This is a genomic window from Rothia sp. 11254D007BW, assembly GCF_053548195.1.
Genome location: NZ_JBPWPK010000001.1, coordinates 237,275 through 249,966 on the forward strand (window position 1 = coordinate 237,275; position 12,692 = coordinate 249,966).

Here is a 12,692-nt window from a genome sequence, read left to right on the forward strand (position 1 = left end):
GAGCTGAAATGCTAAGCCTACTCTCGAAACTCACAGCTTTCTTTGGCAAAATAGTGTCTTATATGTAGCGTCGCCCACTGTGCGGCGTCACCCACCACACAGGCCGCACCTTTGCGGCAGACACGAAACACAACTGAAGGATACCCGTGAGTACCGGAAGCACCCCTCCCCGTTCATCATCACGCGCTCCTCAACGTAGAAACCGGCCGCTGACCGTGACCGTGGCAATCATTGCCGCCCTGGTCGTAGCCTTTGTTTTTGCAACCCAGGTGTACACCGACGTCCTCTGGTATGACCAGCTGGGCTACCTCAAGGTTTTCATCACCCAAAACCTGACCCGCGGTGCCGTCTTCCTGGTTGCAAGTATCGTTGTAGGTATCGCCGTTTGGGCCAGCCTCTTCTACGCCTATAGGCACGGCCAACTACAGACTCCCAGCCCCCGCCGTTCTGCTGGCCCCCGAGTGGATGCCAACGGCAACCCTGTGCCCGACCCCTACGGCGATATGCAGGACCTCTTCAACCAGAATATGGAGCGCTACCGCCAGGGTATTGAGCGCATGCGCAAGGTCCTTCTGATTGCTGTGCCGGTTCTTCTGGGCGCTTTCGTCGGTAGTGGGGCGATGACCCAGTGGGAGACCGTCCTGCTCTTCTTCCAGGGTGAAAGCTTTGGTACCACAGACCCCGAGTTCGGTCGCGACCTGGGCTACTTCATGTTTACCCTGCCCTTCCTCAATGTGGTGACCGGCCTGCTGAGCACCGCCATCATCTTCTCAGCGATGGCAGCTTTGGTCATGCACTACTTCTACGGCGGCATCGTAGTAGGGGAGCGCGGTATCACTACCACCGTGCACTTCCGCCGCCACATCGCAGTGCTCGGTGCCCTCTTCATTCTGCTGCGCGGCATCACCCTGTGGTTGGCCCGCTACAACGCAACCCAGGACCAGTCTGGCTCCTGGGCCGGTGCCATGTACAGCGACGTCAACGCCATCATCCCTGTCAACGCGATTCTGGCGATTGCCTCCCTGCTGGTCGCTGCCCTCTTCGTCCTAGCAGCCGTACGCGGGAACTTCCGTCTGCCCATCATTGGCACCGCCGTGCTGGTAATTGCCTCCCTGGTAGCCGGTGGTATCTACCCCTGGATTGTGCAGCGCTTCCAGGTCGTGCCGAACGAACAGGTCGCAGAAGCCCCCTACATCCAGCGCAACATCGATGCGACCCGTGCAGCCTACGGCCTGGATCAGATCGACGTTCAGAACTACGACGCCACCACATCCACCGCAGCAGGTGCCCTGCGCGGTGAGAGTGAGACCATCTCTAACATCCGTCTGCTCGACCCCAACGTGGTCTCCGGTGCATTTGCCCAGCTGCAGCAGTTCCGCCCCTACTACCAGTTTGGGCAGAACCTCTCGGTTGACCGCTACACCATCGACGGAACAGAGACCGACACCGTTATCGCCGCCCGCGAGCTGAACCCCGACCAGAATGCCGGGTCTTCCTGGGTTAACCAGCACGTGGTCTACACCCACGGCTACGGCGTCATCGCCGCCTACGGCAACCAGGTTGAAGCCGACGGTAAGCCCAAGTTTATCCAGTCGGGTATTCAAGCAACCGGTGCAATTAGCGGCGACTACGAGCCCCGCATCTACTTCGGCCAGAGCTCACCCGACTACTCCATCGTGGGTGGCACCGCCGAGGACGAACCGCTAGAACTTGACCGCCCCCAGACCGCTGACGACGAAAGCGGCGCGGACGCCAAGTACACCTTCAGCGGCAACGGCGGCCCCGTCATCGGTAACGCCTTTAACCGTCTGGCCTACGCCATCAAGTTCCAGTCCTCAGATATCTTGCTGTCGGACGCCGTCCGCCCCGAATCCCAGATTCTCTACGACCGCGACCCCTCAGAGCGCGTGAAGAAGGTTGCCCCCTACCTGACCGTAGACGGCAACCCCTACCCGGCTATCATCGACGGTCAGGTGCTCTGGATTGTGGACGCCTACACCACCAGTAACCAGTACCCCTACTCGCAGGCAGCCCAGCTTGATAATGCGACCTCTGATTCAGAGACCGCATCCGGCGTAACCCAGGCCCTGCCCAGCCAACAGGTTAACTACATCCGTAACTCGGTCAAGGCCACTGTGAACGCCTACGACGGCTCGGTTACCCTCTACGCCTGGGATGACCAAGATCCGGTACTGAAGACCTGGCAGAAGGTTTACCCCGATACGGTGCGCCCCTACAGCGAGATGTCGGCTTCCCTGATTGAGCACGTGCGCTACCCCCAGGACCTCTTCAAGGTACAGCGAGAGATTCTGAACGCCTACCACGTAACCAATGCAAGCAGCCTCTACAACGGGGACGACCGCTGGTCGATTCCTAACGACCCCACCAATGACAGCGGCCGCCCCCTGCCTCCCTACTACATGTCCCTGCAGATGCCGGGTGAAGACTCAGCTCAGTTCTCGCTGACCACCAGCTTCATCCCCCAGCAGTCAGACAGCAACACCCGTAACGTCATGTACGGCTTCCTTTCAGCCAATGGCGATGCCGGTACCGGTAAGGACGGCGAAAAGGCTGAAGGCTATGGCAAGCTGACCCTGCTTGAGCTTCCCCGCTCGTCGGTTGTTCCCGGCCCCGGCCAGGCTCAGAACGTGTTCAACTCAGATACCGCTGTATCAACAGAGCTGAACCTGCTGCGCCAGGGTGCTTCTGACGTGATTAACGGTAACCTGCTCACCCTGCCCGTGGGTGGCGGTATTCTCTACGTGCAGCCGGTCTACGTGCAGTCCTCCGGTGATGCCGCCTACCCCTCACTGCGCCGCGTCCTTGTGGGCTTTGGCGAGCAGGTCGGCTTTGCCCCCACCCTGGAGGAAGCCCTGGACGAGCTCTTTAGCGGTTCCTCTGGTGCTGAAACCGCTGCCGATGCCGGTGTCGATGAAACCGAGGCCGCTCAGGCAGCTGACGGTACCGCTACCAACACCGATAGCGCCAGCCTGACCGGTGCCCTGCAGGACGCCCGCCAGGCAATGCAGGACGCGGACGCCGCCATGAAGGCCGGCGACTGGGCCGCCTACGGTGAAGCCCAGACCCGCCTGAACGAGGCTTTGCAGCGCGCCATTGATGCTGAAGGTATTGAGGGCACTGCCACCACCGAGGCAAGCCCCAGCCCCTCGCCCTCCAACTAGGAGTCAGGCTGTAGCAGCCCTGGGCAGATAAGGACGCCGCCTCCCGCACTCAGCGGGCAGGTGGCGTCCTTTTGTGTAGAGTACATCACAAAAGCTGGTTTTGGCTTGCACTGCTTGCGGGAAGTGCGTATAGTTATATGAGTCGCCGCGGGGTGGAGCAGTTCGGTAGCTCGCCGGGCTCATAACCCGGAGGCCGCAGGTTCAAATCCTGCCCCCGCAACCAAGTAAGTCGCTCCGTTCGGTATGAATCCGATCGGGGCGACTTTTTTCTTGCCCTTTTCGTCTTCCATATATTCGGGAGTAGGTACACGAGAGAGTAGAAGTGAGTCGCCCAACAGCTCACTAAGGGAGAGATTTAGAATCCCGCCAATGCTCAGAAGTTCGTTCATTGTAAACGAGACCTCAGCGCGCATTTTGAGTGAGACATTAGCAGCGCTAATGCCAAGACGATTAGCGAGCTCCTTCTGGGATAGACCTTCTCGGCTTAGGGCTGGCTTGATTTTGCGAGTAATAACTTGGCTGACCCCAATTGATAGGGGACTAGGGGTTTATGGCTGAGGAAGTAAAATAAAAAGAAACCATATCATTCCATGTCATGCAGAATGATATGGTTTCCTTGTCCAGTGGCGGAGAGCTCTAATCCTTATTTCTACCAATATTCTTCTGTAGATAGCCAAACCAGCCAAAAAAGTTAAGAACTGCTAAAGCTGGAAGAATATAGACAAATATTAGCTCGGTCCAGGAGAAAGTCGTATCCTCGATAGTTGCGAATTTAGTCCAGAGCGAGATATTAAACTGGAGTCTAATGAAATATGCAATTGTTCCAATAGCGAGACCAAGAATGTTTAATGGGAGCAGCTCCTGCCACAGAGTTTTATTGTCTTTGGGGTCAGCTGGCATTAGATTCTCAAATCCTTACATGACATAACAATCTCATAATATCCAAAGATTTTGCCTAGCAGATAACCCATTTCTGGCCCCCATTTATTCGTGACAAGACGCTGTGCATTTTCCTGTTGCCCTGAGACAAGGATTTGCGATATGCCCTGGGCGAATTCTACAACTCCTCCGATGGTTTCAATGAGAGACCAAATCTGACCAATTGGTGTGCCCCTCTTGACGAGTGTGGTTACAACAGCCTTTGCACAGGCGCTAGCTTTGCCAATGTCAATCCCGCCTGCAGTGGCCCCGCGAGCTAGTGATGGGGAAGTGGCTGCTAATAGGGCATCTTGTACAGCTGGTGAATCGTAGGGGGCATCTTTGAGATGGTCGGGAAGGCTGTGGTATGCATTGACAATCTTTTGAAGCTCGATGGCGAGTTCAGTTGCTTCAGCATCTAAGCCTTTAGCTAGGGACTCGGCTCGGATATCTGCCAGAGGTCTGTAGGGGAGGCTGGCAGGTGTTGCTTGGGAAGTTGTTTCTGGGGCGCTGCTGGCAGTGACTGTAGTAGATGGCGATGTTGTTGCGGTTGCATGGGTCGCTGGGAGTATACCTGCCATGAGGGTTAGGCTGGTTGTGGTGACTAGGAAGGTACGGGTCAGCTTTGAAAGCATGATCACTCCAATAGATTGTAGGTACAGGACTTCGTTGTGATGTACGTCTTAATTAATATCAAGTAGGTGAACTGGAAGCAAGGTTGCTTATTGAAGTTGTTGTAGAAAAATGACTTTATTTCTTTCATGCTATATCGCATCATTAGGTATCATTTTGCGCCAATTGGCCACTGACATGCTGTAATAGCATGTGACATGACATGACATGACATGACATGACATGACATGACATGAAATCACATGATACGACGTGAGACGCAGCTGCAAACAATTCCAAAAAACCACGGCAACAGCCCGCCGAAACCACCTGCTAAGTGCATATACCTCTACGAACCCCACAAACGTAGACGAAAGAGCACACTATGGCTAAAGCCCCCACCCTCTGCACCGGCACCACCAAACTCACCACCATCACCGAACCCTACACAGGCACCCGTAGCCCCATTTGCACCAGCTGCCACAGCCTCGTTATCTCCAACGCCATCAACCAGGGCATCACACGGGACTGTCAGGAAAACGGTGTAAACCCTCCCAACCCCAACAGGAGAAAATAACACCATGACAACAGAACACCAACTCGCCCAAAACCTCATCACCCAAGCCAAAGAACAAGGCCTAGACCTCAGCAGCGACACCCTACTCAAAACCCTCACCCAAGACATCATCCAATGATATGTACTGGGTTCAGTCCACACCTTCCACCCACACCCCACCGGAAGGAATAATAAAACCATGCCCAACAAATACCCCCAAGAATTCAAAGAACGAGCGGTACGACTCGTCGGTGACCGACTGAACCACCCCGACGCCCCGTCCATAACCGCAGCAATCAAAGACATCGCCCCTCGGCTAGGAATTTCCCACAACACTCTGGCCCGCTGGTGCAACAACGCCGCCCTCGACACCGGCAAAGAAATCACTACTACGAGTGACGCGGCGGCCGAAATCAGACGCCTAAAACGAGAAAACGCGGAACTACGCAGGGCCAACGAAATCCTGAAGACAGCCTCAGCTTTTTTCGCAGCAGAGCTCGACCGACCGGCCCGATGATGATCCGCTACATCAACACTTATAAGGATCTTTTCGGGGTCGAGCCCATTTGCCGAGTCCTATCCGAGCACCTTGACGGTGGCTTCATGACGGCCAGCGGCTATTACCGCGCAATGAGCCGTGTCGCTTCAGCCAGGTCACTATCCGACCAGCTCCTCATTCCTGAACTGATCAAAATCCACCAGGAGAACTACGGAGTCTATGGTGTGCGCAAAATGTGGCAGGCCATGAGACGAGCAGGCTGGGCTATTGGCCGGGACCAAACCTACCGGCTCATGCGTGCAGCTGGTATCCAGGGTGTGCATCGGGGCCGTAAACCTGTGACCACCAGGGCTACCAAGGCTCCTGATCGCCGCCCTGATCTGGTCAACCGCCAGTTCACCGCTAAAGCGCCGAACCGCTTGTGGGTCGCGGACTTCACCTATGTGCGCACAGGTAGTGGCTTCTGCTACACGGCCTTCATCACTGATGTGTTCAGTCGAAAGATTGTGGGTTGGGGTGTTTCCTCGACTATGCATACCTTGGGCATGCCGCTGATGGCTCTCAAGCAGGCTTTGTTTGAAGCCAGGCGGTCAGGGTCTGATTTGACGCAGGTGGTGCATCACTCAGACCGCGGCTCACAGTATGTTGCTGATGATTACACGCGTGAGCTGATCCAGCTGGGTGTTCAGTTGTCTGTAGGATCTACTGGAGATTCATACGATAATGCTCTGGCTGAGTCGGTGAATGGGGCTTATAAGGCTGAGCTGGTGCGTGGCCGGTTCTTTGGTTCGGTTGCTCAGTTGGAGGCTGCCACGGCGGGTTGGGTGTACTGGTGGAATCAGCGGCGGTTGCATGCGTCTCTTGGTTATCGGACTCCGCAGGAGGTGGTTGATGATGTTTTAGTTGATATTGTGTGATGTGTTAGTTTTTTGGGTGGTGGGTGTGACCGAAACCCAGTACATATCATTCTGTGTGCGTGGTTGTTAGAGGCTTGGTTACAGGGGCGGAAACAGAAGAAAGAATCAGAGGTTACCTTGTAGCTAAGGGGTATAGGTGTCCACCGGCGATGCAGTTGCACCATCAGAGACTGCCGATAATTCTGAATGCAAGGTGCTAGCTATAAAGGTGGGTAGCTACAGGATTCTTTATTGAATTGATGAGAAAAAAGTAGTTGTTGATATATTGAGGGTTATTCATAAGGGGTACCCCGCAGCCAAAAAGAGCAACCCGCGAACTACTGGAAACACCCGCCCATACGAGTCCAACGGGCGCCTGAAGCCTGTGCGCAGAACCCGCCAGGTGCAACACCAGCGCGATGACCCGCTCCGCCACCGCCCGTAATCCGATTGAGCATCCGATTATTTCGTTTCTGCTCCTTAGTTAGCTTCACCCCAGGCTTGCGCTTTGTCGGTGTGGCCAGTCCCAAACCTACGTAGCCCTTATCAGCCAAAGTCGAAGAATCAAGAAACTGATCTAGCCCGTGGGCTCTGAAGGCATAAGCATCATCTCTAGCCCTAGGTAGCGGGTCTGTGATAGCTAAGAGCCTGCCATCGAGGGTGCAGATCACCTGATGGTTAAATCCTGCTCTTTTATGCTGACCAGAGAAATTTCTTTTCCCTTGTGAGCGCCAGTTCCAGGTGGGTACAAGGGTTCGGTCAATCACAAGAGAGCCAGGTGGTTTCAGGCTCACTTCTAGGCTGGGGACTAGTGGAGTGAGAGCCTTTTCTAGGGCCTTCTCGATGGTTTTGATGGTCCGCGAGATGGTTGGCTGTGAGATATCGAAGAGGTGGGCGAGAGTCTCTTGGGTGAGGTTCTGTCGGTAGCTGATCAGCGTGATTTTTAGGGCCTGGGTCAGGGTGAGCCTGCGGGTTTTTGGTCTGGTTTGGTCCAGGTGGGGTGACTGGTGAGGGCTGTGATGAGTGTGGCGAATTGCGTGGCTGTTAGCCCGGTTGTACGCTGGTGTGGCAACGGTCTTTCCTGGTGTGGTTTGAGAATATTTCTGGCGATTTATTCTCAAGATTACCTGCCGGGTGGGGCCGTTGTTTAGTTGGTGGGGGTGGGGTGTGGACCCCTTATGAATAAGCCTCAATCCCTTGCTTAGAGAAGAAATATTTTCGAATCTTATCAACAACTGCTGTGCTTAGCAGTTGTCTGAGCGTGCTGGGCTAGTTTTTATCGTCGCTAATATTTTCCTGTAGGTAGCCGAACCAGCCAAAAAAATTGAGCGCTAGTACGCAGGGTATTACATAGAACAAGAGACCGGTCCAGGAGAAAGTTATGTCTTCAGTGCTATTTCTGACTAAGAGATTTATGTTGAACTGGAGTCGCAGGAAGTAGATGAAAAGCCCCAGCGCTAGTCCTAAGAGATTCAAAGGAACAAGATGTTTCCATAGAGGCTTTTTATAGCGAGGCGTATCATTCATCTAAGTCTTCAGCTCCTAGCTATCTAGCTGTACACTGTGAGGGTGCTGAATTCTTCTTGGCACCCTCACTCGCATTTTACCTCTAGGGAAACTCATGGCTAAATACACACCGCGCCACGCCGCGCCCAAAAACGTTAGCAAACGTCGGGCAACCGCCCTCTCACTCACCGCCCTGCTGGCCCTCAGCATGGCCCCGGCCAACGCAGCCGAAACCGCGCCCCTGACCGAAAACAGCCAGGCCGTGCAAGAAGCAGAAGCACTCATTCAAGAAACCCTCACCAGCGAAGGCAGTAGCCCCGCAGCTATCTACAACGACGCCCCCGAAGCGCTAGCTAGCGAAAATTTCTATGACGCCCCGGCCCAGCTGCCCACCGCTAACGGCGCCCTCATCAAGAAGGAAAACTTCACCTTCAAGGTCGACGCCAACAACGTCATCGCCCACCCCGTAGCCCAGGCCCAGCGGATTATGTATAAGTCCACCGACCACCGGGGCAACCCTGTGGCTGTCACCGGTACCGCACTCACTACCACTAAACGGTGGGCTGGCCCTGGCGAGCGTCCTATCATCGCCATGGCCCCCGGAACCCAGGGGATCGGGGACTCCTGCTCACCTTCCAACCAGTTCGCAGCTGGTAGTGAGTACGAAAGCCTTGTTATCACCTCCCTGCTGAACGCTGGCTACAACGTCGTTATTACCGACTACATCGGCCTGGGCACCGCTGGAACCCACAGCTATCTCAACCGCGTAGACCAGGGCAACGCAGTTCTGGACGCCGCCCGCGCAGCTACCGCCGCCGAGCTTGGCCTGGGCAGCGCAACCTCACCTATCGGTCTCTGGGGGTACTCCCAGGGCGGTGGTGCGGTGGCATCTGCCGGTGAACTCCAAGCAAGCTACGCTCCCGAACTCAATCTCAAGGGCATCTACGCAGGTGCTGTACCTGCCAATCTACAGGCGGTCACCAGCTTCATTGACGGCGGTCTCTACACAGGCTTCTCCCTGATGGGCGTTGTAGGCCTGGCCGATAGCTACGGCATCGACCTGAGCCACAAACTCTCAGCCGAAGGGAAGGCCGCCCTTGAGACGGTGCGTGACCAGTGCACCCTCGACGCCGTGGGAACCTTCGGTTTTAAGAACACCCGCACCCTGACCGCCAGCGGCCAGACCCTGGCCCGTGAAATGACCACCGACCCCCAGGTCTCACAAATCATGGCCCAGAATAACCTGGGCCAGCAGGGCCGCCACCCCCAGGTGCCCATTCTGATTGCTTCATCCTGGGGTGACGACGTGATTCCCTACCGGACCAACCGCCAGCTGGCTGCTGACTACTGCCAGCAAGGCTCCCGCGTCACCTTCTACACTCTGGCCGGTGCGACCCACGTGGCGGGTATCTTTGAGGGTATTCCCCGCGGGCTGATCTTCCTAGACCGTCAGTTTAAGGGTCTTTCCAGCATCAACTCTTGCTGGCAGTTCTAGGGTTTAACCGAGACCGTGTATCTATACCAGTAGGCCCGGGTCACCTTACGGTGGCCCGGGCCTACTGCACGTCTTTTTCGGGTGCCTCTCTCACGGGGAGAGGCTGACTCACGGTATAAGCAACTCCTTTACCCTGTGCTGACTAATGAGATAGAAAAGGTTTAGATACCTGCTGACAGGTAGCTGACCACACCCCAGGGGGAAGTAACGGTAACGCGGTACTGGGTCTTGATGACTGAACCGCTGGCGGTGGCAGCATCACCGAAGGTTGCTGCGGGCATGCGGGTCATGAAGGAAACTACGCTGGCACCGGCCTGGCCGTTAGCGATATTGCTCATGACCTCGATATCCCAGCTCCAGCCGTCACGGCCGTCTGCGGTGGTGTAGTGGTTGCCGTAGCCCCAGGTGTGCATGGTGTTCTTCGTGACCATAGGAGCTTCTGCAAAACGCAGGTAGTTGTAGAGCTTTGCATAGGTGGTGTCTGCGCCCTTGAAGTCGTCGTTGAGGCGAATCATGGGGACGTTTGCACCAACTCCGCGGGTGCCGTTGGAGCTATAACTTGCACCGCCGTTTGTAAAAATAAAGCGGTCGCTACCGGTAGGGGTGGGGCGATAGACCACATCACCTGCAACATTTTCGATAGTTACAGAAATGATGGTTCCCTGGCCTACCCCATCGATGCCGTTCACTGAGTTGATGTCAGCATCAGGCTTACCGCCTGCCGGGTAGGTCGGAGGCCAGGTGTTGGCGGTTGCGCTTGAGCTAGCGAGGGGGTTGCCTGCCTGAGCTCTGGGTAATGAATTGTCGAAAGTGAATGCTTGCAGCCCGGTAGCGCAGCTACTGGTGGGGTAGACAGCCCACTCAAGTTCTTTAGCTACAGAACCGGTGAAGTTGCCCTGGGAAGGCCAGACATTAGACCAAGGGGCAGAAACAATTTTGCCGTAGGTGCAGTCGTCTTCTACCGGGGGTGTGGACGCAGCAAAAGCAGGTACAGATGTGCTGGCAAGAATGACGGGGGCTGCCCAGGCTGCTCCGCGTGCCAGGGTGCGACGCTGGATCTGAGGTGTAGTCATGGTAGTTTTCCTCTAGTGGTGGTGCAAGGTTATGGATGATTCTGCAACAGCTGTTGAAACAATCGTATCACCAAATCATTTATTTGACACGTCCGTGTTTGAATGTTGAAAAAAGCTTTTCTGGTGCTACACAGAAAAAGCCTAGTCATACCTTTTTTGTCTAGAAATTTTGGGCTAAAAAATTATTTTTGATATCTAGCTAGCTTTGTACTTGCCTCTATGAAAGGACGCCTGTGTTTCTATCTAGAGGTGGCGGAAAGCAAAAAGGCTGGCCGCACCTGGTGGTGCGGCCAGCCTTTGTGTGTGAAGACTAGGGGAGCTTAGGCTGCGTGAGCCCAGTGGCCTGCAAGATCTGCTGCTAGAAGAGTGCGCAAGGTATTGGTGTAGTCGGTGGGGATGCGGCTGAAGCGATAGCCGTCGATGGTCAGGGTGTTACCCAGGAAAGGAAGGTTTGTCAGCTTGGCCTGCTCAAGTGATTGCAAGTCAAGCGAAAGGCTGTTTCCGGCCTGGAAGGAGTTCTTGAGAATCAGAACTCGCTCGTTGGTGATAACCAGAAGGGAGTCACCAAAGCTGCCGAGCTTACCGGTCGCTACATCGACAACTGTCTCGCCGCGCACCATGGAATCAGCCATATGGAGAGCCTTGTGAAACTTCTTGAGCCCACCGTGGGAAGAGTGGCGCTTGACCGCAGAGCTCAGTGAGGCACTGGTGTAGGTGTCGGTGGCCCAGTTTGCAAAAATCATGGTGCTCTTCCTGTGATAACTGGTGGGTTGTTTGTGAACTGTACCCAACTATACACATATTTGTCCCCCAAAGGGCAGTGGTACGAAAAAAAATTTGTCCCCTATTTCTTGAATTACCTTAGATCACCCCTGTTTGGGCTAGTGAGGCCATTTTCTGGGAAAATGCTGGGGGGTAGTGTTTGATAAAAATTTACCCGTGAAACATCGTGCTAGCTAGAGGGAGAGCTTATGCCAGGTTTTTGGGGGACAAGTCCCTGCGGGCTCTGTCCCCAAGGGGACATGCCACAGAGGGTTATTCATAAGGGGGTCAACACCCCCACCCCCCACCAACTAGACAACGGCCCCACCAGCGGCAAAAATAAAAGGGTTAAATCACTACAAATAACCTCAAGCCATACCGGAAGAACCGTTGCTACACCAGCGTACAACCGGCCTCACCGCCACGCAATTCGCCACGCTCCTCACAACCCTCGCCGAGCACCTCACCTGGGTCAAACCAGACCAAAAACCCCGCAGGCTCACCCTAGCTAAGGCCCTTAAAGTCACCCTGCTCAGCTACCGACAAAACATCACCCAAGAAACCCTAGCCCACTTTGCCCGAGTCTCTCAGCCCACCATCTCACGAACCATCAACACCATCGAGCAAGCCCTTTTGAAGGTCCTCAAGCCCCTGGAGAAGTCCTTGGAAAAGCGACTGAACGTACCTGGTTCTCTGGTGATTGACGGCACTCTGGTGCCCACCTGGAACTGGCGTTCACTAGGAAAAACAAACTTTTCGGGTAAGCATAAACGAGCCGGGTTCAACCACCAGGTCATTTGCACCCTTGACGGTAGGCTCCTGGCTATCACCGACCCGCTACCTGGGGCTAGGCATGATGCTCATGCTTTTCGGGCTCATGGGCTTGAGAAGCTGCTGGATTCTTCGACTTTGGCTGATAAGGGCTATGTGGGGCTGGGGTTAGCAGCCCCGACCAGGCGTAAGCCTGGGCAGAAGCTCACCAAGGAGCAGAAGCGAAATAATCGGGTGATTAATCGGTTGCGGTCGGTGGTGGAGCGGGTGATTGCTCAGATCAAAACCTGGCGTGTGCTGCATTCGGGGTTCAGGCGACCGTTGGAGGTGTACCGGCGGGTGTTTTCGGTGGTGCGGGGGTTGCTGTTTTTGGCTGCGGGACACCCCTTATGAATAAGCCTCACAATAGATAGCAGTACTAC

The 12,692-nt window shown here is 55.1% G+C and carries 10 protein-coding genes and 1 tRNA gene; 6 read left to right on the forward strand and 5 right to left on the reverse strand.

Annotation, left to right across the window (positions count from 1 at the left end; genetic code table 11):
- The first annotated feature begins 146 nt into the window (after positions 1-146).
- Together ACEE43_RS01065 and ACEE43_RS01070 are read left to right on the forward strand one after the other, a co-directional pair.
- The gene (locus ACEE43_RS01065) at positions 147-3,182 is read left to right on the forward strand and encodes a UPF0182 family membrane protein (protein WP_449108083.1); all 3,036 of its coding nucleotides are present in this window, start codon (positions 147-149) and stop codon (positions 3,180-3,182) included.
- Positions 3,183-3,328: 146 nt separating this feature from the next.
- Positions 3,329-3,405, forward strand: a tRNA-Met gene (locus ACEE43_RS01070).
- Here ACEE43_RS01070 and ACEE43_RS01075 read toward each other — a convergent pair.
- Entirely contained in the window at positions 3,362-3,712 is a 351-nt protein-coding gene (locus ACEE43_RS01075) for a helix-turn-helix domain-containing protein (protein ID WP_449122318.1), read from the reverse strand. The genes ACEE43_RS01070 and ACEE43_RS01075 overlap by 44 nt on opposite strands.
- A 369-nt stretch (positions 3,713-4,081) precedes the next feature.
- Positions 4,082-4,735 (reverse strand): hypothetical protein, encoded by a 654-nt coding sequence (locus tag ACEE43_RS01080; RefSeq protein WP_449108082.1) that lies wholly within the window; start codon positions 4,733-4,735, stop codon positions 4,082-4,084.
- Between the two features lie 362 nt (positions 4,736-5,097).
- Here ACEE43_RS01080 and ACEE43_RS01085 point away from each other — a divergent pair, with 362 nt between their 5' ends.
- Together ACEE43_RS01085 and ACEE43_RS01090 are read left to right on the forward strand one after the other, a co-directional pair.
- On the forward strand, positions 5,098-5,289 hold the full coding sequence (locus tag ACEE43_RS01085) for a hypothetical protein (protein ID WP_449108081.1): 192 nt from the start codon (positions 5,098-5,100) through the stop codon (positions 5,287-5,289).
- A 178-nt stretch (positions 5,290-5,467) separates the two neighbouring features.
- A protein-coding gene (locus ACEE43_RS01090; RefSeq protein WP_449122293.1) for an IS3 family transposase occupies positions 5,468-6,684 on the forward strand; the annotation gives its coding sequence in 2 pieces (ribosomal slippage) (positions 5,468-5,747 and positions 5,747-6,684; 1,218 coding nt in all).
- A gap of 317 nt (positions 6,685-7,001) precedes the next feature.
- Here the strand turns inward: ACEE43_RS01090 and ACEE43_RS01095 are convergent.
- On the reverse strand, positions 7,002-7,898 hold the full coding sequence (locus ACEE43_RS01095) for a transposase family protein (RefSeq protein ID WP_449107948.1): 897 nt from the start codon (positions 7,896-7,898) through the stop codon (positions 7,002-7,004).
- Positions 7,899-8,284: 386 nt separating this feature from the next.
- Here ACEE43_RS01095 and ACEE43_RS01100 point away from each other — a divergent pair, with 386 nt between their 5' ends.
- On the forward strand, positions 8,285-9,664 hold the full coding sequence (locus tag ACEE43_RS01100) for a lipase family protein (protein ID WP_449107949.1): 1,380 nt from the start codon (positions 8,285-8,287) through the stop codon (positions 9,662-9,664).
- Between the two features lie 161 nt (positions 9,665-9,825).
- Here ACEE43_RS01100 and ACEE43_RS01105 read toward each other — a convergent pair whose 3' ends face one another.
- On the reverse strand, positions 9,826-10,737 hold the full coding sequence (locus ACEE43_RS01105; RefSeq protein ID WP_449107950.1) for a hypothetical protein: 912 nt from the start codon (positions 10,735-10,737) through the stop codon (positions 9,826-9,828).
- A gap of 320 nt (positions 10,738-11,057) precedes the next feature.
- Positions 11,058-11,480: a hypothetical protein gene (locus tag ACEE43_RS01110; RefSeq protein ID WP_449107951.1), complete on the reverse strand. Its 423-nt coding sequence runs from the start codon at positions 11,478-11,480 to the stop codon at positions 11,058-11,060.
- Between the two features lie 409 nt (positions 11,481-11,889).
- On the opposite strand from ACEE43_RS01110, the gene ACEE43_RS01115 reads away from it, so the two are divergent.
- Positions 11,890-12,663: a transposase family protein gene (locus ACEE43_RS01115; RefSeq protein ID WP_421084534.1), complete on the forward strand. Its 774-nt coding sequence runs from the start codon at positions 11,890-11,892 to the stop codon at positions 12,661-12,663.
- Positions 12,664-12,692: the final 29 nt, after the last annotated feature.